This window comes from Ignavibacteriota bacterium, assembly GCA_016713565.1.
Taxonomy (GTDB): Bacteria; Bacteroidota; Ignavibacteria; order Ignavibacteriales; family Melioribacteraceae.
Genome location: JADJOX010000007.1, coordinates 1,545,991 through 1,569,451 on the forward strand (window position 1 = coordinate 1,545,991; position 23,461 = coordinate 1,569,451).

General features: G+C 29.4%; 23 protein-coding genes and 1 tRNA gene. 9 read left to right on the forward strand and 15 right to left on the reverse strand.

The window, feature by feature from the left end; all coding sequences use genetic code 11:
* Positions 1-149 precede the first annotated feature (149 nt).
* The 6 genes from IPK06_14090 to IPK06_14115 all read right to left on the reverse strand — a co-directional run bounded on the left by IPK06_14090 (position 150) and on the right by IPK06_14115 (position 6,233).
* Positions 150-1,229: a hypothetical protein gene (locus tag IPK06_14090; protein MBK7981107.1), complete on the reverse strand. Its 1,080-nt coding sequence runs from the start codon at positions 1,227-1,229 to the stop codon at positions 150-152.
* A gap of 494 nt (positions 1,230-1,723) precedes the next feature.
* Entirely contained in the window at positions 1,724-4,219 is a 2,496-nt protein-coding gene (locus IPK06_14095; protein MBK7981108.1) for a T9SS type A sorting domain-containing protein, read from the reverse strand.
* Positions 4,220-4,753: 534 nt separating this feature from the next.
* Positions 4,754-4,826 (reverse strand) — tRNA-Lys (locus IPK06_14100).
* A gap of 434 nt (positions 4,827-5,260) precedes the next feature.
* Complete coding sequence (locus tag IPK06_14105) at positions 5,261-5,590, reverse strand: hypothetical protein (protein ID MBK7981109.1); 330 nt, start codon at positions 5,588-5,590, stop codon at positions 5,261-5,263.
* 28 nt (positions 5,591-5,618) lie between these two features.
* Positions 5,619-5,921 (reverse strand): hypothetical protein, encoded by a 303-nt coding sequence (locus IPK06_14110; GenBank protein MBK7981110.1) that lies wholly within the window; start codon positions 5,919-5,921, stop codon positions 5,619-5,621.
* Between the two features lie 6 nt (positions 5,922-5,927).
* Positions 5,928-6,233, reverse strand: a complete 306-nt coding sequence (locus tag IPK06_14115) for a hypothetical protein (GenBank protein ID MBK7981111.1) — start codon at positions 6,231-6,233, stop codon at positions 5,928-5,930.
* Positions 6,234-6,602: 369 nt separating this feature from the next.
* Here IPK06_14115 and IPK06_14120 point away from each other — a divergent pair, with 369 nt between their 5' ends.
* The 8 genes from IPK06_14120 (at position 6,603) to IPK06_14155 (ending at position 15,196) form a co-directional block, all read left to right on the forward strand.
* Entirely contained in the window at positions 6,603-7,133 is a 531-nt protein-coding gene (locus IPK06_14120; protein ID MBK7981112.1) for a hypothetical protein, read from the forward strand.
* A gap of 66 nt (positions 7,134-7,199) precedes the next feature.
* A complete protein-coding gene (locus IPK06_14125) occupies positions 7,200-7,544 on the forward strand; it encodes a winged helix-turn-helix transcriptional regulator (GenBank protein ID MBK7981113.1) in 345 nt (114 codons plus the stop codon).
* Positions 7,545-7,573: 29 nt separating this feature from the next.
* The gene (arsB, locus tag IPK06_14130) at positions 7,574-8,614 is read left to right on the forward strand and encodes an ACR3 family arsenite efflux transporter (GenBank protein ID MBK7981114.1); all 1,041 of its coding nucleotides are present in this window, start codon (positions 7,574-7,576) and stop codon (positions 8,612-8,614) included.
* A 13-nt stretch (positions 8,615-8,627) separates the two neighbouring features.
* Positions 8,628-8,996 carry a DMT family protein gene (locus IPK06_14135; protein ID MBK7981115.1) on the forward strand — a complete coding sequence of 123 codons (369 nt, stop codon included), beginning with the start codon at positions 8,628-8,630 and terminating at the stop codon, positions 8,994-8,996.
* 20 nt (positions 8,997-9,016) lie between these two features.
* Positions 9,017-9,811: an arsenite methyltransferase gene (gene arsM / locus IPK06_14140; GenBank protein ID MBK7981116.1), complete on the forward strand. Its 795-nt coding sequence runs from the start codon at positions 9,017-9,019 to the stop codon at positions 9,809-9,811.
* Between the two features lie 116 nt (positions 9,812-9,927).
* On the forward strand, positions 9,928-10,551 hold the full coding sequence (locus tag IPK06_14145) for a protein-tyrosine-phosphatase (GenBank protein MBK7981117.1): 624 nt from the start codon (positions 9,928-9,930) through the stop codon (positions 10,549-10,551).
* 136 nt (positions 10,552-10,687) lie between these two features.
* On the forward strand, positions 10,688-12,598 hold the full coding sequence (locus IPK06_14150) for an immune inhibitor A (GenBank protein ID MBK7981118.1): 1,911 nt from the start codon (positions 10,688-10,690) through the stop codon (positions 12,596-12,598).
* Positions 12,599-12,973: 375 nt separating this feature from the next.
* Entirely contained in the window at positions 12,974-15,196 is a 2,223-nt protein-coding gene (locus IPK06_14155) for a tetratricopeptide repeat-containing sensor histidine kinase (GenBank protein MBK7981119.1), read from the forward strand.
* Positions 15,197-15,505: 309 nt separating this feature from the next.
* On the opposite strand, the gene IPK06_14160 is transcribed toward IPK06_14155, so the two are convergent.
* The gene (locus IPK06_14160) at positions 15,506-16,090 is read right to left on the reverse strand and encodes a hypothetical protein (GenBank protein ID MBK7981120.1); all 585 of its coding nucleotides are present in this window, start codon (positions 16,088-16,090) and stop codon (positions 15,506-15,508) included.
* Positions 16,091-16,439: 349 nt separating this feature from the next.
* Here IPK06_14160 and IPK06_14165 point away from each other — a divergent pair, with 349 nt between their 5' ends.
* Complete coding sequence (locus IPK06_14165) at positions 16,440-17,642, forward strand: dipeptidase (GenBank protein ID MBK7981121.1); 1,203 nt, start codon at positions 16,440-16,442, stop codon at positions 17,640-17,642.
* 86 nt (positions 17,643-17,728) lie between these two features.
* On the opposite strand, the gene IPK06_14170 is transcribed toward IPK06_14165, so the two are convergent.
* The 8 genes from IPK06_14170 to IPK06_14205 all read right to left on the reverse strand — a co-directional run bounded on the left by IPK06_14170 (position 17,729) and on the right by IPK06_14205 (position 23,447).
* On the reverse strand, positions 17,729-18,097 hold the full coding sequence (locus tag IPK06_14170) for a VOC family protein (GenBank protein ID MBK7981122.1): 369 nt from the start codon (positions 18,095-18,097) through the stop codon (positions 17,729-17,731).
* A gap of 50 nt (positions 18,098-18,147) precedes the next feature.
* Positions 18,148-18,450, reverse strand: a complete 303-nt coding sequence (locus IPK06_14175; GenBank protein MBK7981123.1) for a DUF1905 domain-containing protein — start codon at positions 18,448-18,450, stop codon at positions 18,148-18,150.
* A gap of 38 nt (positions 18,451-18,488) precedes the next feature.
* The gene (locus tag IPK06_14180; protein ID MBK7981124.1) at positions 18,489-18,992 is read right to left on the reverse strand and encodes a hypothetical protein; all 504 of its coding nucleotides are present in this window, start codon (positions 18,990-18,992) and stop codon (positions 18,489-18,491) included.
* A 135-nt stretch (positions 18,993-19,127) separates the two neighbouring features.
* Complete coding sequence (gene rsmI / locus IPK06_14185; protein ID MBK7981125.1) at positions 19,128-19,808, reverse strand: 16S rRNA (cytidine(1402)-2'-O)-methyltransferase; 681 nt, start codon at positions 19,806-19,808, stop codon at positions 19,128-19,130.
* 179 nt (positions 19,809-19,987) lie between these two features.
* A complete protein-coding gene (locus tag IPK06_14190) occupies positions 19,988-21,676 on the reverse strand; it encodes a proline--tRNA ligase (protein MBK7981126.1) in 1,689 nt (562 codons plus the stop codon).
* A gap of 132 nt (positions 21,677-21,808) precedes the next feature.
* On the reverse strand, positions 21,809-22,348 hold the full coding sequence (gene yjjX, locus IPK06_14195; GenBank protein ID MBK7981127.1) for an inosine/xanthosine triphosphatase: 540 nt from the start codon (positions 22,346-22,348) through the stop codon (positions 21,809-21,811).
* 25 nt (positions 22,349-22,373) lie between these two features.
* Positions 22,374-22,829 carry a GNAT family N-acetyltransferase gene (locus IPK06_14200; protein ID MBK7981128.1) on the reverse strand — a complete coding sequence of 152 codons (456 nt, stop codon included), beginning with the start codon at positions 22,827-22,829 and terminating at the stop codon, positions 22,374-22,376.
* Between the two features lie 6 nt (positions 22,830-22,835).
* On the reverse strand, positions 22,836-23,447 hold the full coding sequence (locus IPK06_14205) for a hypothetical protein (GenBank protein MBK7981129.1): 612 nt from the start codon (positions 23,445-23,447) through the stop codon (positions 22,836-22,838).
* Positions 23,448-23,461: the final 14 nt, after the last annotated feature.

The window sequence follows — 23,461 nt, forward strand, 5'->3', positions numbered from 1 at the left end:
AGTTCTTTCTAAAAAAAACATTATATGAAACCAAATATAATATTAAAATCTACATTTTTTTAAATAATTAAAATTATGAAATTAAACATTAATTATTTCTTATGATATTTATTGGAAGGTAAACTAAAATATTCTGAACCAAAGAATATTTAATCAATTTCATAATTGCTCATTATGGCAAGGTGATTTCTATGTTTAACGACTAGATAATATCTTATATTTGGTGTATCAAAAGTAACCGGACTTGTTCCATCAAGATCAACAATAGTTCCATCTTTTAACAAAAATGCTGACCTGCTTGAAATAATTCTGCTTTTATCTTCGGCACTTCTTAATTCCAAAAGTACCCAATCTACAACATCAACTCCAATTGATGAAACACTTTGTGGATCTTGGCTATAAGGAGAATTTAAGGGAACGCTTAACGCTTGGTTCATGTAAAAATCAGATGAAGAATATGGACCCTCCAAAAAAATTTTAGCCGAAATTAAAATTGAACCGCAGTTTTCAATAATTTCATGAATCGTAGGATTTTGATCATTCCCTAAAACCGTGTAAATTCCAGTTAAACCATTAGAATTAAGTAAATTATAAAGTCCGCAAAAATTTGATAGCTCAGGATTTGTTGTAATCGAAAGATCAGCTCCAACTGATAAAATATTGTTAAGCCCATCTAAATTCGTAATTATTGTATTGCTGGCAATAGTAAGATAGCCGCCAATTGAAGTTATTCCACCCAACCCATCTAAATTTAATAGTGCATTGTTGTAGGACAATTCTAGGTATCCATTTATTGAAGAAATATTTAATAATCCGAGTAAACTTGAAAGGGCGGAATTATTATTGATATAAAGATACCCGTTTACAGATGTAATGCCGGTTAATCCATCTAAATCAGTTAATGCTGCATTATTATTTATTTTAAGATTTCCATTTATTGTAACAATTCCATTTAACCCGTTCAAATTTGAAAGTAAACTATTATCACTTATAAATAAATCTCCGCCAATAAAATTAAGTGTTGAAAGTGAGGATATATCATTAATATCTAATCCTGATATTTTAAGATTACCGGATATGTTTACATAATTTTCTGAACCAAAACTGTTGACTTCTGATTGTGTGGTTAGTATTACATTACCATTAAAGGTTTGAGCAATGATACTTTTAAGACATAAAATATTAATAAGGATGATTAGCAACAATAAAAATGAAATATCTTTTTTCAAAATTTTCTCCCTAAATAAATAATGCCGCTAAATATTTGAATTTATTTGTAAAAGTTTGCAAATACAAATAAATGGACAATTCGTCCTTTATTGAAAAATACAAAATTAAATGAGATTTTATGTGATTTAAAATACATACTGTAAATTATATTTAAGAAATTCTTTAAAAATTAAATAATTTAAATTATTTTCTTATCTGTATATTATTTTATTCTTCTTATTGTTTATTCAATGAAAGTGGAATAATTAGATACCTTACTTAGTTGAATCCATAAACAAAATCGATTTTAAATACCAAGAGTGAGTTAGAAATATTAATTGTTAAAAAAAATTCAATTGCTTCGGTTTTTTATTTACTGTATGATTTTATTTTTGTTTCAGTAAAATTCATCTTATGAAAATGAATAGAAAGAAAATTAAGATCAATTGCCAAAAAAATTCTTGCATGAGAAATTAACAACATTTATATACCCCAAATTAGGGAATTGCTATAATTAATTTAAGATTATCATTTTCCTCGCTTTGTAATAATTGCCAATCTGTAATTTATAAACATATACTCCACTCGAAAGATTTAAATCAAGTTGTGAAGTATTAAAAACTACTTGATGTCTTCCAGGCGCTTGAAAATCATTTATCAAAATATTTACTTCTCGTCCTAAAATATCGTATACCTTTAGTGTTACAAGCATTTTGCCGGATAACTTTGCTAAATTCTCTGGTACAGAGTAATTTATTACTGTTGAAGAATTAAACGGATTGGGATAATTTTGCTCCATTGATAATGTGTACTTATTACTGTTTAATTGATCAACATTAACGGGTTTACTAAAATATTCCATTATCTTCAACATTAAATTATTTCTTTCTTGTGCATTGTAAATTGTTTCGAATGGAACAGAAAGATAAATCAACTTACCTTCTAAATTACTTCCTCCAAAAGCTCCAGAATAAGCTATTCCAGCAGCACCTGAAGCAAAGTTAATATTAACAAATTGCATAATGTTTGAAGCTCCGCTATTAGCAGCAATAGCATCCGGATCATTGACATCAATCGTTCCATGATTTCCGTCATCAAACGCAATCATTTCCAACCCATCAAAAACTTCGCCCGTTACCGGCTCAATAGAATAATAAGTACTACTTTGGTTTAATGGTGAATTTGCTATATAAATGGATTTAAGATAATTTGAATAAAAATCTACATCCTCACCATTTCCGTTTTGTACTAAGTCAAATCCAATTTCAGATCCAGATATGAATAATTTGCCGCCATTTTCAAGAAATAATTTAACTTTTTGCTGTTCCAAATGATTAAATGTCTCATTAGCAGTACTTTCATCTAACAGCATCCAAAACACAATATCAAAATCGTTTAAATTTACTTTCCCATTGTAAACAGCATCATTAGAGCATGAAGAGAAACCAAATTTTAAATTTAATAACGGTTCCACGTAATTTTTTATATAATCAAAATTACTGTCAGTACTATCTATCTTTTCATATCCATTAATTATAAGTATTTTAGATTCTGAGGGAATTCCACATAATATTTTACTGAACAAGGACTGACCGGATGAATTTTTTGCTCTAACTTTAAAAAAGTACGGCTTTAAAAATTCTAAACTGTCAATAATAAAAGAATTCACAGTTATTTCAGTATAGAGGTTAAATTCCATACTGTCTTCGCTTGAGAAGATTTCATAAGATTCTGCATAATCTGATGGAGAAAAGCTTATTTTCAAACTATTGTTATTTAAAGTCGATACAGAAAAGTTTTTGGGAATGGACGGCAATGGCAATTTACCGGAACCGAACTTAATATCAATTAAATTCCATAATTCAGACCTGTCACCGTCATAACCCAAAGCCCATATACCAACACCTTTTAAGTTTCGAGATTTAGCCAGGTTATATTTCAAAGCTAAACTTGAATCATTATCAAACCATATCTGTCTATAATTTTTACCGTCCGAATAACTATACCAAGAATTTTTAAAATTTTCTGACCATTTAAGTCCAAAAATTTCAGAGTTTGGCTCTGCATCTCTGAATTTTTCTGAATCAACGAATGAAATTATTCCAGATCCTTCATTATCTCCTTGTGCTATCCAATGTGGGCCATAATAAGGTACACCTAGTATCAATTTTTCAGGATTATTTCTAGTTATATTTTTATACTGAATATCAATAGTATTTGTGATATTATAATTACTAACGTTGCTAACAATAGGTGCAGTTGGACCTGTATAATCACTCCAGCTGCCATAGAAATCATAACCCATAACAAATAAATAATCACAACTTTTAGCCAATCCTTCAAAATCCCAATAATTATCCCAATTAACAGGTGGTGAAGAAAACGATACTTCGAGATTTGATGAAAATCCATGTAATGAATCGGTCAGTGCCTTCATAAATTTATTTATTTTTTCGGACCTATCAGAGATAGATATATTACTAGCTTCAAAGTCAATATTTATACCATCTAAACTATAAGTACTGATTATTGTTTTAGCATCATTTATAAAATTTAATGTTAAAGTTGGATTAGTGAGAATATTATTCATTTCTGACTGAGTAATATCAAAATTCACAACTGTCATAATTACTTTTGTGCCGTTTTGGTGCGCTTCATTTATAATGTCGATCCATGGCCAAGATTCACCAATCGGATTGATTATATAACCATTCGAATTAATGCTATAACTAAATAGTGCTATATGAGTAAGTAAATCATACCTAATATATGATTTAGCGTTATAATATTCCCAATAAGGCAAATAGCCAAATATGGTTTTTGATACTGTCTTCTTTTTAAAATTATTCAATGGAATTATATTAACCTGGTTGTCCGTATGAGCTTCATTTTTAATGGATGACAATTTTTGTTTGTGATACTCCCAATTGTGAACTCCAATATTGTTTTGGCCTTTAACAAAAAATGAAGTAGTTATTAGAAGAAAAAGTACAAGGGAAAATTTATTCATGATTTATGATAATATTTAATATTGATTAGAGAAATTTACTATTATATTAACAGAAGACTCAAAGTCTTATATTTAGTTATAGCACTTAATTAAGTATAAATTTGATTAAAATTATGGAAGTTCTAATTCATAATCAATGTTTAGAAATCATTAATAGTAAATACAATTTGGTTAATAAGTTTAAATTGTAATAAATTTATGATTAAGAAGTACTGACTTGGAGAACAATTATTTAGGTAAGATATAAAAGAAAAAATTTTAAATATATTTTTCTCCAAAGAGTAAAATCTTTTTAAAAATTTCGTTTGTTTAATGTAAATAACTTTAGAAATTTTCAAAATGAATGCTTATTTAAAAAGAGTTTAACTGTTTATTAAATCTTATCCAAGTCCTTATCTTTTTTGTAAACTAACTGAATAAAAATGGTAAGCAAAATACAAACTTTGTCTTAACACAAAATTACTTTTTTATCTTGATAATAAGTACTATGAAAAAAAAACCTTCTAAGTTATTATCTTAAAAGGCTTTTTGTTGTGCACCCTGGGGGACTCGAACCCCCGACCAATTGATTAAGAGTCAACTGCTCTACCAGCTGAGCTAAGGGTGCGGTGCAAAAATACGGAAATTCTTCATATCATAAAAATGAAAGTTTGGAAAATATTCGCTAAATAAGCTCATTTTCGCAATTCCTTAATTCATGAATATTTGTAAAATTTTTTGCTGAGGATTTAAAATTGCAGATTGGTTTTTTATATAAGAAATGATGCAATGTTGGATTTAGAGTTCTAAAATGCAGTAATGTGAAATAACTAAAAAAGTGAAATAGGAAGATTCACTTTTAACAAAACATTTTTGATAGTGCGAATTTTTAAATTTGTTTTAAGTTAACAATAATGCGATGTATTTTTGGGACATTCTTTATCTTAAAATTTCTCATTCTTTTAATTAATGAAAAGGTGGTTGTAGATTTAAACTCCGGAATTTATTTATCCGGAGTTTAATAATTCTGTAAATCAGGATCTTTTCTAAAGCTTACTTAATTTAAAATATCTTGTTCTGCTTTACTTTTTTTTGCGGTTGATTTTTATAGTACATAATCAAGGTTAAGGCGAATAAAATTTGAACAAGAAAATTTACGCCGCTATAAATACTTAATGGAAATGTATAATCGGTCTGGTAAATTAAAAAGTAAGAATAACCGAAGGCTTTCACGAATATTGTAATATTTAAGATCGTAAACGGATCTTTAATTAATTCATCGCTTTTATCAAGCTCAATACTGTTAATTGAAAGTTGAAAATATATTATTGCAATAAATAACATTGCTGATGAATGTATGGTATCCAATTTATCAATTAAGTGTAAAACCAATCCAATTACAACTATAATACTCCACAGCTTAAAATTTACTTTTTTTTCCGAATGAATTTTTCTTTACTAAAAGAAGAATAACTACGAAAAGTATAAATTCGATCATCAAATAAAAATTCATAATCGGTAAATTTGATCTGCTCAAATGAACTCGGAAATAAGTCATAAAAAATTGAGTAATTACAGCAATTGGAAGCCAAACATAAAAAACCAAAATCAACTCTCTGTTTTTTATTCTTCCTTTAAATAAAGTAATTATCAAAACCAGGATAAGCAGAGCATAAATTGAATTTACACTTAATTCACGGAGTAATGATAAATATTCCGGCATAAACTTCTACTCACATTTGGGCGGCGGACAAGGATCGCCGGTCTGCAAACCTTTGCCTACCATAACTCCATTTGAATTATACGCCGCGAGCATGGAAATTTTTTGACCATTTTCGTCAACGCCTTGTACAACTCCCAACCTAACAACGCTTTTCTTGGAAATCATTTCCAAAACCTGTTCAACATCAAATGTTTCAATTGGAAAATGATTTTTGAACCTTTTTCCTTTTGCTTTTAGATTTTTTCTGTATTTATCAAATTGATCATTTTCGATTTTGTGTTTGTGGACTTCTTTAAATACGGATTCTTTCATCTTTCTTCCCCTATTTATTGGTTGTTTAAGATGCAACTTTTTTTGCAATTTTTAAAGTACAAAATTTCATTTTTATTAAAGAATTCCTTATTTAAAGATTTGGGTAAATTATATTTAAATTTATGTAAAATATAATTTACATTTTATAATAATATGAATTTACAATAACTGTTTTAATATTTTTTAACAAAAATTGAATTTTGAAAAAAATATATAAAACTTCAATTACTAAGTATATTGTCATCAAATTTGAGTTATCAAAATAAATTCTTAAGAAAATAATTTTTAATATAAACAAAATGGAAATTGTTGCTTAATATAAATTTTAAAAATATATTTGTAAAATATAATTTACAATAATGAGTAATTATGTCGAATATTAACTCAATTAAAGATGAAATTGCATTGATAATTTTTATCGCTCGTAAAACAATAAATTATAATCATGAAGATTTACTCAGAATTACAAAAATAACAAGACCTGTTCTTTCAACCATAGAAAGCGGAACCGCAAACCCGACTTTAGATTCTTTACTAAAACTTAAATCAGCATTGTTAATTTGTGATGATTTTTTTTTGATGAACAAATTAAGATTTTACTCATTAAAAAATTTGATGAAAACAAACTATTCAAATTATTTGATGAATAACGGGAAATTATTAATAAGTGAAAAGGATTGGAAAATTTTAGGCAAACTTTCCGATGATTACACAAAACCTTCTTATTCAAAAATTGCGAAAATCTGCAGAAAAATTATTGAAACAAATTTAAATTCAAGCGACGATTTTTTAATTCAAAATGCAGCAATTGGCGCGGCACTTGGCGTAATTTATCAAGTTGACGGATTTGAAGATAGTTTAAATTTTGGATTTTGGCTTGGGAAGACACTTCAAAATTAATTTATAATTTTATAATTGACAAAATTATAAATTACATTTATATTTCGGTAAACAACGAAATATAAAATGAAAGACAATACAAAAATTTTCAAAGCGCTCTCCGATATAAACAGATTAAGAATTCTAAAAGCACTTCAGTCAAAAATTCTTTGTGTTTGTGAAATTAGAGAATTATTGAAATTAGCAAATTCCACAGTTTCTCAACATCTTAAAATTCTTAAAGAATCCGGCTTTATTATTGAACAGAAAGATGGGAAATGGGTAAATTATCAAATTAATTTTAAATCTGAAGATGTAAGAATAAATGCAATTTTATCTCAACTTGACTTTTGGATAAACGATGAGAAAATAATTATTGAGGATAAAAATCAAATTTCTTGTTTAGATAGAAATATAATTTGCTGTAATTGATTTATCATATCGTTATTAAACGAAATAAAATGAAAGCTAAATTAAAAATAATTGACAGATATTTAACATTGTGGATTTTTTCCGCAATGCTTATGGGAATAATTGTCGGTTATTTATTTCCAACCATGGCGGAATTTTGGAATTCTCTTCAATCCGGAACTACAAATATTCCAATTGCAATTGGTCTAATTTTGATGATGTATCCGCCATTAGCTAAAGTTAAATATGAAAAACTTTTTACAACTTTTAAAGATTATAAAGTACTTTCACTATCATTAATTCAAAATTGGTTAATTGGACCAATTCTAATGTTTGTTTTAGCTATAATATTTTTACAAGATTATCCGGAATATATGGCGGGTTTAATTTTAATTGGTCTTGCAAGATGCATTGCAATGGTAATTGTATGGAACGATTTAGCAAATGGCGATACGGAATATGCGGCGGGGCTTGTAGCATTTAATTCCGTTTTTCAAATTTTATTTTTTTCACTTTATGCATACATATTTTTAACAGTTTTGCCAAAATGGTTTGGAGTTCAAAATTTTAAAGTAAATATCACAATTTATCAAATTGCGGAAAGTGTTTTAATTTATTTAGGAATTCCATTTTTTGCCGGAATGCTAACAAGATACTTTTTTATCAAATTTAAAAATATAGATTGGTACGAGCGAAAATTTATTCCAAGAATTAGCCCATTAACCTTGCTGGCATTGCTTTTTACAATTTTTGTAATGTTTACATTAAAAGGAGAGTATATAATTAAAATTCCCTTGGATGTAATTAGAATAGCTATTCCACTTATAATTTATTTTGTAATAATGTTTGTAATTTCATTTTTTATAAGCAAAAAACTTGGTGCAAATTATAAAATTTCCGCAACACTTTCGTTCACTGCCGCAAGTAATAATTTTGAATTAGCTATCGCTGTTGCAATTGCTGTATTCGGAATTAATTCCGGCGAAGCATTTGCCGCGGTTGTTGGTCCGCTTGTCGAAGTTCCGGTTTTAATATCATTGGTAAATTTATCGTTCTATTTTAAGAAAAAATATTTTCTAGAAACAACATAACTATGAGAAATTTATGAATTCCATTTACACTATTGTTTTACTAACTGTTTCAAATACATTTATGACATTTGCGTGGTACGGACATTTAAAATTTAAAGAGATAGATGGATTTAAAAGTCTCGGGCTATTTGCGGTAATTTTAATCAGCTGGGGAATTGCGTTTTTTGAATATTGTTTTCAAGTTCCGGCAAATAGAATCGGGTACAATGGAAACGGCGGATCTTTTAGCCTTGTTGAATTAAAAGTCTTGCAGGAAGTTATTACACTTTTGGTTTTTACGTTGTTTTCGCTTGTTTTATTTAAAACGGAAACATTCAGATCAAACCACATTATTGGGTTCATATTTTTAGTTTTGGCGGTGTATTTCATTTTTAAAAAATAAATTTTAGGAGAAATTTCATTATGAATAACGAAACGGAAATCAAAGAATCCGTAAAAAACAAATATGCTGAAATTGCAGTCGCGACTTCCGGATGCTGCTGTGGTGGAAAAAAATCTAAGGTTGTGGATTACAGCATGATGAAAGAAGATTATTCAAATCTTAACGGCTATGTAAAAGACGCGGATATGGGCTTGGGATGCGGAGTTCCAACGGAATTTGCTGGAATTAAAAACGGAGATACTGTTGTTGATTTAGGCTGCGGTGCCGGAAATGATATTTTTGTCGCGCGTCCTTTTGCCGGAAACGCTGGTAAATTAATCGGAATTGATTTTACCCGGGAAATGCTTGCAAAAGCTAATGCTAATAAGGAAAAATTGGGATTTGAAAATGTTGAATTCAAACTTGGTGAAATTGAAAATCTTCCGCTTGAAAATAATTCCGTAAATGTAATAATTAGTAATTGCGTGTTAAACTTAGTTCCGAACAAACAAAAAGCATTTTCTGAAATTTATAGAGTTCTAAAAGCAGGCGGACATTTTTGCGTTTCGGATATTGTAATAAAAGGAAATCTTCCCGAAAAATTAAAAAAGTCTGCTGAAATGTATGCGGGCTGTGTTGCCGGTGCAATTCAGCAGGAAGATTATCTAGGAATAATTTTACAAACGGGTTTTGAAAATATTGAAATTAAGAAAACAAAAGTAATAGAACTTCCGGATAATGTTTTGCAAAATTATTTGAATAACGAAGAAATTGCGGACTTTAGAAATAAGAAAATTGGAATTTTCAGCATAACTGTTGTTGGTTATAAAAACTAATTTATATTAAAGATGCGGACTTTTTAAAAGATCGCATCTTTGGACATCATATTTAACTAAATCGCAGCATTAAAATGCAAATGTAATTCTAAAAACTCAAAGAATCTATAAATAATATGTTGCCTAAAATTGAAAGTTACATAAAATCTTTAATTAAAGAATTTCATCAAATTTCTGATGAAAGAAAAGAGTTATTGAAACCTTTTGTAAATTATATTTTACAAAAATATAAATCGAATGAAATAATTAATTTAATTTTTATTTGTACTCATAATTCAAGAAGAAGTCAGTTTGCGCAAATTTGGGCAAAAGTAGCTTCAGAATTTTATGGAATTAAAAATATTAATTGTTATTCAGGCGGAACTGAGGTTACTGCGTTTAATCCAAGAGCGATAAAAACCCTTCAAAAAATAGGATTTCAAATTAAGAAAAACGGTATAATGGAAAATATAATTTACAATTTAAAATTTATTCAAAACTCTGATTCAATTACTTGTTTTTCTAAATTATATAATGATAAAATAAATCCTCAAAAGGATTTTGCGGCAATCATGACATGTTCAGATGCCGATGAAAATTGTCCGGTAATATTTGGCGCTGAAAGAAGATTTCAAATTCGTTATGAAGACCCTAAAAAATTTGATAATTCGGAATTGGAAGAATCAAAATATTTGGAAAGAAATAACGAAATTGCAAGAGAAATGCTTTATGTTTTTTGCAAAGTTTCTCAAAAATTTTGAAATTTATATGTTGTGATTTGAAACACAATCTTCATTTTAACACATCAAAATAAAACATATTCTACGAAATTAGCTCATTTTCAAACATTTTCAAATGGTATGGCTATTGCACATGTAATATAAAAAATGAAAAGCCATGAAAACAATTAATTCTAATTTCGATAAATTAAAATTATTAACCGCATTTTTACTTTTAACCTCATTTAACATATTTGCGCAAACACAGGTTTTTACGGATAATTTTAATACAGATACGGCAAAGTGGACATTGACAGGAAGCTGGGGATTAACAACGGCTAGTTACAAATCATCTGCAAAATCATTGACCGACAGTCCCGGCGGTAATTATTCGAATATGCAGTCAAACTCGGCATCCTCAATAAATATTGATTTAAGCGGTTATCTTGGTGCGGAATTCAACTTTTGGGCCAAATATAATTTAGAAAATGCTTTTGATTTTGTTTATGTAGAAATTTCTAAGGATGGCGGCGCAAATTATTCAAAGTTAAAAGAATTTACCGGCGTATCATCGACTTGGCAGAAATATACATTTAATATTGGTGGATACGCAGGATTATCAAATGTAAAAATCAGGTTCAGATTTTCCAGTGATCAATACGTTGTTGCTGATGGAATTTATATTGACGATGTTGAAATATTAGGTCTAAATACAGATAATTCAGCTCCGCTAATTGTTCATAACGGACCCGAATTTTACGAAAGCACTCAAAACGAGCAAAATGTAATTGCGGAAATTTCGGATATATCGGGAATAAATTCGACTATTCTTTATTACAATGTTGACGGCATTGGACCAAACAGTGTGGCGGGAACAAATACAACGGGTAATAATTATTCATTTACAATTCCGGCTCAAGCACCGGGTTCAAAAATTACTTATAAAATTAAAGCTGTGGATAATGCGCCAATCCCAAACCAATCAGATACATCTGCATCTCAAAAGTATCAATATATTTCAGGTAAATATTTATCATATGAAAATGGAATTGTTGATGCTGTTGCGACAACAACAGGATCCGCAGCGGTTGCGGTTAAAATATCAGTTGGCGCAAATATGTATGGAAAATTAGTGACGGTATTAATAAGAAATTACAGAGATACTAATCTTTCAAATTCCAATATGCTGTTTCATGTTTGGAGTAATAATAATGGAGTTCCGGGAAATGACCTAATAACTCCATTTACTGTGGTTCCTGAAGCAACTTTGGATAATCCGTTTCCTTTTACTGTGATTGATTTAAGAAATTATTCGGAACAGCTTCATGATTTAACCGGTGATTTTTTTGTAGGTTACACAGTTCCTTCAAATTCTGTTTATATGGTAATAAGCAATACTTCAAATAGCAGATCATATTATTTTAACGGCAGCAGTTGGAACGTTTTTAATGGTTCTTATGAAATGAGAGCAATAATACAAGAAAGCTCATCCCCGCTTCCAGTGGAATTGACGACTTTCTCCGCAAATGTTAATGAAAGCAAAGTAATGCTGAATTGGGAGACCGCGACGGAAGTAAATAATTATGGCTTTGAAGTTGAAAGAAAAGAAAATTTAGCCGCAAGTTCTGAGGCGCAATGGCAAAAAATTGCATTTATAAACGGTCATGGAAACAGCAACTCACCCAAATATTATAATTATGAAGACGGCTCGGTTAATTCTGCGGGAAAATATTTATACAGATTAAAGCAAATAGATATTGACGGTATGTACGAATATTCGGAGGAAATTGAGGTTTATATTTCCGGACCTGAAGAATTCAGTTTAGCGCAAAATTATCCTAATCCTTTCAATCCCGTAACAAAGATTAAATTTTCAGTCCCGCAGAATGAAAACGGTATAACATCAAATGTAAAATTATTAATTTTTGATGTTCTGGGAAAGGAAATCGCATCTTTAGTTAATGATAAATTAGTTTCCGGAAATTATGAAATGAACTTTGACGGAAGCAATTTACCAAGTGGAATTTATTTCTATACACTTCAGGTTGATAGATTTAGTAAAACACAGAAAATGATATTGATGAAGTAGGATAAATTAGAGATAAATATTATATAAGTAAATTGAAGAGTTAATGAAGCTAAATGTCAAACTGAAATATAATTTGTAAAGCTTAAATAAAGATAACGGTAACCTTAAAATTAAAAACTCTATTTACGATTTGTTATATAAATCTGCAAATTTCAGTAATTTTATAGAAATTCAATTAATAAAAAGATAATAAGATAAAGAAAAATTTAAAATGTCATTTTATGAAATATTGATACTCGCGTAGAATTATAAAATACCATTGGTATTTTAATAGCTAAACCCGCATTCAAAAGCGGGTTTTTTGCTTTAAATCTCCTATTAACTTATTCGATAATTAAGTGAATATTATTAATAATTAATTGTTAATGTAAGTTAATGTCAATTTATAATGGAAAAATATTTTTACTGATTTCATTTTTACTTATTGAATTCGTTCAAATATATTCCGGACAGAAAAAATTAGACAACCGGTTTGCAGTTTCAAAAATTGACAGCCTAAAGTATCTATTATCCCAAGAAGCAACAGATACTTCTAAAGTTAATCTGCTTAATGAAATTTCGTGGAATTTAACAACATCTGATTTTGATGAGAGTTTAAAATATGCAAACCTTGCTCTAAAATATTCAAGCGAAATTGAATTTGAAAAAGGTAAAGGAGACGCATATAATATACTGGGTGAAATTTACAGATATAAAGGCGATATAAAATTATCAATTGAAAATCATAATTATGCCTTGGATATTTTTGAAAAACTAAAAGATAACCATAAAATAGCCGACACAAAATCAAAACTTGGAATTTCATTTTTCAACATTTCCGATTTCAATAACTCCCTTGAAAATTTTAACAGTGCGTTATATTTATATCAGGAATTAAATTACAAAAAAGGAATAGCAGATATTTATGGGAAAATTGGTATTCTGCTAAGTACCGCACGAAAATATAACAGCGCTTTGGAATATTTCAAGAAAGCGGTAATGATATACGAAAATTTAAATTTTAAATCGAGTTTGGCAATACAATACGGCAATATTGGCTTAACATATTCTGAATTAAATAGACTAAACCAGGCAATTACTTATTATAAAAAAGCGCTGGAAATCTTTAAGAAAATAGATGATAAATACAATTTTGCAATATACTTAGGTAATATAGGCTTAGTTTATGCTGAACAAAATAAATTTTCCGAGGCGCTTTCTTATTTTATAAATTCACTTAAATATTCACAAAAAATTAATGATAATTATGGAATAGCTTATCAATATGGAAGTATTGGAAAACTTAAATTAAAGATTTATGATTTCAATAAAAAAATAAGCAGTCAAATAAAATTAAATGAAATTTTAAATGAAGCCGAATTAAACTTAACAAAAGCCGTTGAAGGATTTAAAAATCTCGGAATGCTAGAGGAAGAAAAAAATTATTTATTGCTTTTAGCGCAAACAAATAAACTACGTGGAAATTATAGCTTGGCGATTGAGAACTATTCAGATGTAATGAAAATTATTGATAGCCTAAACTATTATACAAATAAAAAAGTACTTGCCGAATTGGAAGTTAAACAACATATAGAAAAAAAAGAAAATCAAATCAAGCTATTAAACGAAGAAAATGCGAATAAAACATTAATGGCATTCGGTTTGTTCGGATTTATTTTTATTGGATTTTGCACATCAATTTTAATTTATTTTTTTTATAGAAAGAAAAGAAAGCAGAATATTTTATTGATCGAAACAGAAAAAAAATTAAGATCGAAAAAAATTCAGCTGGAAATATATCAAGGACAATTGGAGCAGCTGGTATATGAAAGAACGCAGGAACTTGAAAATGAAATTAATGAGAGAAAGAAAATAGAAAAGGATTTGGTAATTGCAAAAGAAAATGCAGAAGCCGCGAGCAATTCGAAATCAACATTTCTTGCAAATATGAGCCACGAACTTCGAACTCCTCTAGTTGGAATTTTAGGGTATTCCGATTTAATGAGAAGTATGCTTGATGATCCGGAACTAAAAGAAATGGCCGAAGGAATAAATAGAACTGGCAAAAGGCTACTTTCAACTTTAAGCTTGATATTGGATTTAGCAAGATTGGAATCTAATTTAGTTGAAGTTAACGCTCATCCAATCGACATTATTCAAGAAATTAGAGAAACGTGTACAAGTTTTAAAGGAGCCCTATCCAATAAAAAACTTGGTTTTGAAATTAACGTTCACGCGGAAACTTTTATGATTGATATGGATTCTTCAATGTTTAGAGTTATTCTTGAAAATCTTATTAACAATGCTTTTAAATTTACTTCAAAAGGCGAAATTAAAATTATTACATCAATAGAAAATGATACTTTTAATTCAAACTTTGTGCTTAAAGTTCAAGATTCGGGAATAGGAATTAGTAAAAATCAAATTCCTATGATTTTTAAGGAATTCAAGCAGTTGAGCGAAGGTTTTACCAAAGATTTTCAAGGAAGTGGTTTAGGTTTGGCAATTACAAAAAAATATATAGAGCTGCTTGGCGGAAAAATTGAAGTGGAAAGTGAATTAGGAAAAGGAACAACTTTTATTATCAGTTTCCCAATAAAAATACAATCAGCCGCATAAACACAATTTTAAATAAAAAATCTGTTAGTTACGTTTTAAGGCTCCTAACAGATCTCTTTGGTTTCCCCCCTTGAACCGCAGAAACTATTTATATAGATTTTTGGTCTATCGACATTTTTAAATATCAGATAAAGATTATATTTTCTTATAAATTGTCGGCACTTTATATTTATATTATAGTGATTCAAATTACATTCGGGAGCTCTTGAATTACGAAAGAAGGGAGAATAGAGTGTTTAATGTTAAAAAAAAATCTGCTGTTTTAGGCGGCAGATTTTCAATAATAGAGAATATATGAAAGGTTATATACTATTTTGTTCTAGTCCATCCGTATCTTGAAAAATGCGGAATTTCCACGCCGGTAATTTCAAGCAATCCTTTTTCAAAATCGTATTTTAATTTATCAAATTTTAAGTGCTCGGAATCGCCGTCTAGATAATCAAAATTAAACTCCTTCAATTCAAATTCCTTTAAATCCGCATTCATAAACTTTAGGTCAAGAATAACAGGCTTATCAAATTTAAAGGGAGAAGGATATAATTCAACTCCAAGAGTTTCTAAATCAAAAATTATATCAAATGTAAGATCGCCTTTATACGCGCTGTCTGGAATTGTCAAAACGGCATCAAGTTTTAGAATTTTGTTTCTTTTATTCTTAAATAAATGCTTAATAAATATTTTTCCGCCTTTATCACCGTTTACTATTAAACTTTGAGATATTTTTTGCTTAAAAAAAGTTGTATCAACAGTAACAATGGAAGTATCGCCATTAATTTTCGTAAAAGTATTATTTTGCGAATCCAAATTAAGATTAGGATTTAAAATAGAATTGTCTTCACCGCATGCAAAAAAGGAAATTGTCAATATACTTATAAACAGTAATTTGATTTTCATTTATTTTTTCCCGATAAAATTTTCGATTTTTGTTTGAATAAATAAGTAATAATTTCTAACTTAGTTTCGGCAGTATGATAATAAATTTAAGTGATTTATATCATATTTGATTTTTTAATAAGTCAGATTTTTTATTTCTTCTTATAATTTTAATGCTTGAATGAGTAAAGAATAGCAGGAAGCAAATTAATATAATGTTTGAAATAGCCAAATTAAATTTCTGTTTTGTTAATTGATTTTCGATTTTTATAAAATATTATTTAGTGATATAAATCACTTTATGAAAAAAATGAATAAATTTATAAAAGTACATTTAACATTTTCACTAATAAAAATTCCAGAGGTTCAATTGAATAATCTAACTTATTTATTATTTATAATTTGGGGTGGCTTAATGAATTTAAACGCCGGAAATGATCAGAAAATTGATACCGATCTTTTTAATAAAGCTGTAGAACTAAGCAATAAAATATTAATAATTGATACGCACATTGATCTTCCTTTACGACTAAAAAGTAATTGGGAAGATGTTTCAAAGGAGACGGCAGACGGACATTTCGATTTTGTTAGGGCAAAAAACGGCGGATTGGATGCAGCGTTTATGTCAATTTACACCGAAGCGGATTTGGGTGAATCAGAAGAAGCGTTCAAAAACGCCGATGCATTAATAAATATAGTTGAAAAGCTTGCAAAAATTTATCCGGATAAATTTGAGATTGCGCTTTCAACCGAAGACGTAAAAAATCAATTTGGAAAAGGAATTATATCGTTACCGATGGGAATGGAAAACGGCAGTCCGATAAACGGAAGTTTTGAAAGACTCAAATATTTTTATGATAGAGGAATAAGGTATATAACATTGACTCATTCCAAATCAAACCATATATGCGATTCATCTTACGATCCTAACAAAAGATGGAAAGGATTAAGTCCGTTTGGAAAATCATTAATTCCAGAAATGAATAAACTGGGAATTATGGTAGACATATCCCATGTTTCGGATGACGCGTTTTATCAAGCAATAGAAATTTCAAAAGTTCCGGTAATTGCTACACATTCTTCATGCAGATATTTCACTCCGGATTTTGAAAGAAATATGAGTGATGATATGATAAAAAAATTAGCCGAAAAAGACGGAGTTATTCAAATTACATTTGGTTCTTATTTTATAAGCGGTGATTTTAATAGAAAATCTGAAGAAATGGATAAATATTTAACAGATAATCATCTTTCACGTAGTTCGGGTGAAGGTAAAATATATGTTGATAATTATTTAAAGAATAATACGATGGATCCCGGAACTGTTAGCGATGTTGCTGATCATATTGATCACGTAGTAAAATTAGTAGGAGTTGATTACGTTGGATTAGGATCCGATTTTGAAGGCGTGAATACTTTACCGAAAAATTTAACGGATGTTTCATATCTACCATATTTAATTTATGAATTACTTAAAAGAAATTATTCAGAAAGTGATATTGAGAAGATCTGTTCCGGAAATATGTTAAGAGTATGGAAACAAGTTGAAGATTACGCAAATTCTTTTAAATAAAGATCCGGAAAGAATATATAAAATTCCGGATTTTTAAATTGGTATAATAATTTTGTTTGTCAACTTTTCGTTATATGCCATAGAAATTATTTCATTGAGTGAAGTGCAACTCTGTTTCCTTCGGTATCAATAAAATGTGCCATAAAACCATTTTCTCCAATTGAAGTTTTAGGTATTATTATTTTTCCGCCGGCTTGTTCAACTTTATTTAAAGATAAATTCAAATCTTCTCCGCCATTTAAGTAAACGATGGTTCCTTTTTCTGAAGGTTCAAAACCTTCGCCTTGTGCAAGTCCGCCGCCAACTCCGTTTTGCATATCTGCCGGCAGCATTCCGTATTTCCCGCCCGGGAAAGGCATTTCTATTATTTCTGCGCCTAAAATTGTTTCATAAAATTTTTTCGCTCTTGTGAAATCTGCTACTGGGATTTCAAACCAATTAATTGCGTTTGTCATACTTTTATTTTCTTTATTTTAAGTTTATAATTAATAATTAATTAGAAATTTTATATCCACAAACTAACTTTTACATTTTTTTCTATTTCAATGTTTTCTTTTTTTCTAACCTCCTTTTTCAAAGGTAATAAATATGTGTTCATTTTTGTATCAAACCAAATAGCCGTTTGCCATAAAGTGTTTCCAATTTTTGCAGTTACATTTAGTCTTCCCCAACCTTTTTCTTCGGATATAAAATTATCTCTAATTTCTCTTGATATTTTGCGGGGTAACGAAATAAAAGTCCAACTACTTTGACCATTATATCTCCAAGGTTTTTCATTAAAATCGTATTTAATTCCGGAATGTAGCATCATTTTATCTATATCAATAATTAATTACAGCACACTTTTTACTGCTTACCCATTTGTTCCCAAGGATTTAAATCTGTATTCCATGTATCGGCTTTCATTAACAAAGAACCATTTTTTTGAATTTCAAAAAGTGTTAAATATTTACCATGGTCTTTCATTTCTGTCTTATTTGAATCGGGCAGTTCTAATGTCATGCTGTAAGTTCCAATATCAACAACAAAATTTCCGCTTACCCAAACATCCGTTGATGTTATAACAAACTCTTTCATTTTGCCCTGCATATCCGTCTGGGAATTTGAATTAGACTTAATTGCTTCCAACCCTTTTAACATTGGTTGGTAACTTGGTAATGATATTGCGTCTTGAGTATACAATTTTAAGAGATTATCATAATTGTTAGATATAATAGCTTCTTCCATCATATCATTAATGGAGTTAACTTCGGTCTTAAGAGCGGTAATATCAGGTTGTTTTTCACATCCTATAAAAAAAAGAATATATAGAATTAAAAAAGGCAAGAAAACATTTTTTGAAATTTTCATTGTACCTCCGATTAGTTTATTAAATTGAATTTCTTCGTAAAAGGAATGTACATCAAATTATAAAGGAATTTATATTTTAGCAAATTATTTTATATTTATAAAATATAGTTGACAGGAAGGTATGATTATAAATTATTAATTTCTATTATCTACCAGGAGAACAAATTCACCTTTTAAATTATTCTCTGTAGCAATTTTTAAGATAACGGAAGCAGAATTTCTATAGATTCTCTCGTCTTTCATTGAAATATTAAATGCCAAAGAAATTTTTTGATGTGGCCCAAAAAAAGTTACAACATCTGTTAGTAATCTTTTTAATCTATATGGGGTTTCTAAAATTACAATAAGCTCTTTTATTTTTTTTAATTTTAAAAGCTCATTTTTTCTAATTTCATTTTTGGGCGAAAGCCAGCCGTAAAAGTAAAATTTCTCAATATTAAAACCCGATGAAACTAAAGCGGGAATTAAAGAATTTGCGCCGGGAAGAGGAACTATATTAATTTTATTTGTAATGCATTGTTCAACTAAATAATGTCCGGGATCTGAAAATAACGGAGTTCCGCCATCCGAAATCAACGCCGCGGTTCTGCTTTCTTCTTTTAACTTGCCAATTATTTCATCAACAATCTCTTTTTCGTTGTGTTCATTCAAGGGAATTAGTTGTTTGGAAATTTTAAGATGTGCAAGTAAACGATTTGCCGGTTTTATTTCTTCACAGAAAATGAAATCCGCTTCACTTAACATTTTTATCGCTCGTAAAGTTATGTCCTCATAATTCCCGATTGGGGTTGGTGTTATGTAAAGTGTGGATTGCATTTTGATGTAATTATATTTGTTTTCTTAATTCATACTTCAATTTTGCTAAGTATGAATTTATAACTTAATGTGACATTTGTATAAAATTTAATATCAATTTAAAATAATATTAAACTTTGTTTTAGTGTTAAAAAAAGTAAAACTAATTTTTTATTTCAACAACACTTAGTACAGATATTTTATTTAAGCAGATCTTTAACTTTTGTCAATAATTCATCTAACTTAACGTTTAGTCTTTCACCTGTTTCGCGGATTTTTACTTCAACCATGTTTTCTTTTAATCCACGTTCACCGACAATTATCTGAAGAGGAACACCGATCAAATCGGCATCACTGAATTTGAATCCCGCCTGCACATTATTTCTGTCATCGAAAATTATATCAATACCATTCGCGCTGAATTCTTTATAAAGTTTTTCACACGCATTTATAACTTCATCTTTTTTCATGTTTAATCCAATCAAATGTACGTCAAAAGGATTAAGCGGTTTTTTCCAAATAATTCCTTTATCGTCATTGTTCTGTTCAATATAACATGCTAGTACTCTATCCAAACCAATTCCGTAGCTTCCCATAATTATAGGGTTTTCTTTTCCGTTTTCATCCAAGAACATCGCGTCCAAACCGACAGAATATTTTGTGCCCAGTTTGAAAATATGACCAAGTTCAATTGCTTTAAAAACTTCTATCGGCTCGGAACATTTTGGACAAGGTTCACCGGATTCAACTAATCGAAGATCGAAATATTCCAAATTTGGAACGTCGCGATTAAGATCAATTCCGCCCAAGTGATAATTATTTTTATTTGCGCCGCTGATTAAATTATTTCCGTCTTTTAATCTTAAATCGGCAATAATTCTATGTCTAAAATTAATTGGACCAATTGAACCGGCATCAGCTCCGGTTATTTCTTTTAATTCATCGGGATGCCCTGGGCGAACATCTCCGCCTAAAATTGTTTGTAGTTTGGTTTCATTTACTTCATCATTTCCACTCATTAAAATCAAAATCGGAACATTATTATGAAAATAAATTCTTGATTTTGCCGTTTCTCTTTCATCTATTTTAAGGAATTCGCAAAGTTCGTTAATCGATTTAATATTCGGTGTGCTGATTTCATATACCTCTTTGCTTTCAACATTTCTTATTACGGAACCTATTGTTGAAGTAGAAACCTCGGCATTAGCAGCGTAGCCGCACTTACCGCAATACGCAACATAATCTTCACCGGCATCCGATTTAACCATAAACTCTTCCGATTTACTTCCGCCCATAGCACCGCTTGAAGCGCCTACAACAAAATATTTTAATCCGCATCTGTCAAATATTTTTCTGTAAGCTTTATCATGCAATTCATATGAAACATCCAAACCTTCACTGCTTGAATCAAACGAATAAGCATCCTTCATTAAAAATTGTCTTCCTCTAATAACTCCGCTTCTTGGTCTGGCTTCATTTCTAAACTTAGTTTGAATTTGATACCAAATTTGCGGCAAGTCTTTATATGATTTCAAAACCCCTTTTGCGTGGTAAGTCATAATTTCTTCATGAGTCGGCGCAAGTACATAATCTCTGTTTTTAATGTGAAAAAGCGTATCACCGAATGCTTCAACTCTATTAGTGGCTTCCCAAATTTCTTTTGGATTTAATGCGGGAAGATGAAATTCCTGACCGCCGATAGCGTCCATTTCTTCACGAATAATTTCAGCAATTTTTTTCATTACTTTATAGCCGAGAGGCAGATAAGAATAAATTCCTGCGGAAAGCATTCTAACCATTCCGCTTCTTACTAATAAAATGTGGCTTGTTATAACCGCGTCACTTGGATTTTCTTTTAATGTTGGAATAAATGCGTTGCTAAGTCTCATGTTTTTCACAGTTTGTTGAATAATAAGTTGTAAAAATAAGAAATGAAGTCTGCAATTTAAATAGGTAAGTTTAATGGTTTAAAATACTGCACTATTTCCTGCAAAATTAAAATCTAATTAGATCAAAAAAAATTATTGTTTAAAATATAAATTTTCATGTTGGAAGGGAACAAGCGCGCTTATTAAACCGGGAATGTATAATTCTTTCCTATCCATTCTGCCGTTTGTGAAATAAGAAATTGCTCCGCCTTTTTGTTTGGTATTTTCCTGTTCCATTAATTCATCCATTACATGACCAAGTTCTTTTCTTTCCAATAATTGTTTTGTAACAATATCCGGAAGTTCAAAATGGGCAGAAGTTCCAAATGATGTTTTTCCGCTTTTATGAACTAAACACATACAGCCGAACGCAAACCATTTGTTAAATGTTTTTTGAATTCCACCCTCAATTCCAACAGAATATTCGGCATTAAGATTTTGATCAAAATTAATTTTATGCAATTCAGTTGCTCTATTTTGCGCGCCTTGATATGTTTCTTCATTTATCGGCTGATCCGGCACAAATGAAGGTACAGAAATTCCAACCACTTCAACATTATCAAAATATAATGAGAATGCTTCTCTTGCGGCAGATATTTTAACGGGATTTTTTGAACCGACAAGTATTTTCATATGATTATATTACTTAAGGAAAAATTTAATTATTTGAGTAACCGTTTGGCAATTTGGAAAGTTCCATAATTTTTTCTGGAAATTTAGGCGATGTAAATCCAAACTTTTTATATAGTTCGTGGGCATCGGTTGTTTTTAACATCCATCCTCTTAAACTTTGGAGTTCGGGAAAATCAATAATGGTTTTCATAAGCCATTTTGATAAGCCTTTTCCTCTAAATTCTTCAAGAATGAAAACGTCCGCCAAATATGCAAAAGAAGTAAAATCAGTAATTAATCGGGCAAAACCAACTTGATCTGATTTATAATAAACTCCAAAGCAAAAAGAGTTTTCAACAGAATTTTTTACAATTGAAAATGGAATATTTTTGGACCAATAAGCATTTTTTAAAAAATTATGTATCACATCAATTTGTAATTTCACCGGATCCGTTGATATTGTAAATTCATCTTGATGATATTCTCTAATTGGTTGTTTCATATTTATTTAATTTCCGCAATCAATAAAAGGTATACAAGGTTTTTCACCAACAACTTCTTTAAGTAAATTAAAGTTTTGATCAAATGCCTTTATTCGAGTCTGAAAATCAAAATAGTCATAAACCAATATTGGAGCAATAAAATCAACTTTAGTAATTGAGCCGGTTGTATCTGTAGGTATTTGAAGAAATTTAAAATTTTCATCTCTGTAAATTTCAATTCGTACGCGGCTTAATTCATCATAAACGTATTCAATTGAAGCGTAGCCAAATTTCTTATCCGCCAGCGGCTTTAATTTTTCATCAAAATTTTTAACAAACTTTGTATTTCCGTTATTATAATATTCAAAAACCGTTACCGCCGGCGCAAATAATTCATCGGTTAATTTTCCGGTTTTACCGCAGCGTTCAATTTTTAAAGGCTTGTCGTTTTGTAAAGTTATTTTTTCAAAGAAATTATTCTTAATTTCATTTTCATCAACGTCATTTTTTACTATTTCATAAATATTATTTTTTGGTTCAACTAAATTATATTTAACAGTATATTTTTCTTTCAATAATCCGCATGAAGAAATTAAAGCGGCAGTGCTGATGAACAGAGACAATTTCAATATTTTCATTTGTTTCCCATAAT

Coding starts and splice junctions, on each gene's coding strand:
- IPK06_14095 (MBK7981108.1), bottom strand. CDS start 4,219: ATGAATAAATTTTCCCTTGTACTTTTTCTTCTAATAACTACTTCATTT.
- IPK06_14110 (MBK7981110.1), bottom strand. CDS start 5,921: ATGCCGGAATATTTATCATTACTCCGTGAATTAAGTGTAAATTCAATT.
- IPK06_14115 (MBK7981111.1), bottom strand. CDS start 6,233: ATGAAAGAATCCGTATTTAAAGAAGTCCACAAACACAAAATCGAAAAT.
- IPK06_14120 (MBK7981112.1), top strand. CDS start 6,603: ATGTCGAATATTAACTCAATTAAAGATGAAATTGCATTGATAATTTTT.
- IPK06_14125 (MBK7981113.1), top strand. CDS start 7,200: ATGAAAGACAATACAAAAATTTTCAAAGCGCTCTCCGATATAAACAGA.
- arsB (MBK7981114.1), top strand. CDS start 7,574: ATGAAAGCTAAATTAAAAATAATTGACAGATATTTAACATTGTGGATT.
- IPK06_14135 (MBK7981115.1), top strand. CDS start 8,628: ATGAATTCCATTTACACTATTGTTTTACTAACTGTTTCAAATACATTT.
- arsM (MBK7981116.1), top strand. CDS start 9,017: ATGAATAACGAAACGGAAATCAAAGAATCCGTAAAAAACAAATATGCT.
- IPK06_14145 (MBK7981117.1), top strand. CDS start 9,928: ATGTTGCCTAAAATTGAAAGTTACATAAAATCTTTAATTAAAGAATTT.
- IPK06_14150 (MBK7981118.1), top strand. CDS start 10,688: ATGAAAACAATTAATTCTAATTTCGATAAATTAAAATTATTAACCGCA.
- IPK06_14155 (MBK7981119.1), top strand. CDS start 12,974: ATGTCAATTTATAATGGAAAAATATTTTTACTGATTTCATTTTTACTT.
- IPK06_14160 (MBK7981120.1), bottom strand. CDS start 16,090: ATGAAAATCAAATTACTGTTTATAAGTATATTGACAATTTCCTTTTTT.
- IPK06_14170 (MBK7981122.1), bottom strand. CDS start 18,097: ATGACAAACGCAATTAATTGGTTTGAAATCCCAGTAGCAGATTTCACA.
- IPK06_14175 (MBK7981123.1), bottom strand. CDS start 18,450: ATGCTACATTCCGGAATTAAATACGATTTTAATGAAAAACCTTGGAGA.
- IPK06_14180 (MBK7981124.1), bottom strand. CDS start 18,992: ATGAAAATTTCAAAAAATGTTTTCTTGCCTTTTTTAATTCTATATATT.
- rsmI (MBK7981125.1), bottom strand. CDS start 19,808: ATGCAATCCACACTTTACATAACACCAACCCCAATCGGGAATTATGAG.
- IPK06_14190 (MBK7981126.1), bottom strand. CDS start 21,676: ATGAGACTTAGCAACGCATTTATTCCAACATTAAAAGAAAATCCAAGT.
- yjjX (MBK7981127.1), bottom strand. CDS start 22,348: ATGAAAATACTTGTCGGTTCAAAAAATCCCGTTAAAATATCTGCCGCA.
- IPK06_14200 (MBK7981128.1), bottom strand. CDS start 22,829: ATGAAACAACCAATTAGAGAATATCATCAAGATGAATTTACAATATCA.
- IPK06_14205 (MBK7981129.1), bottom strand. CDS start 23,447: ATGAAAATATTGAAATTGTCTCTGTTCATCAGCACTGCCGCTTTAATT.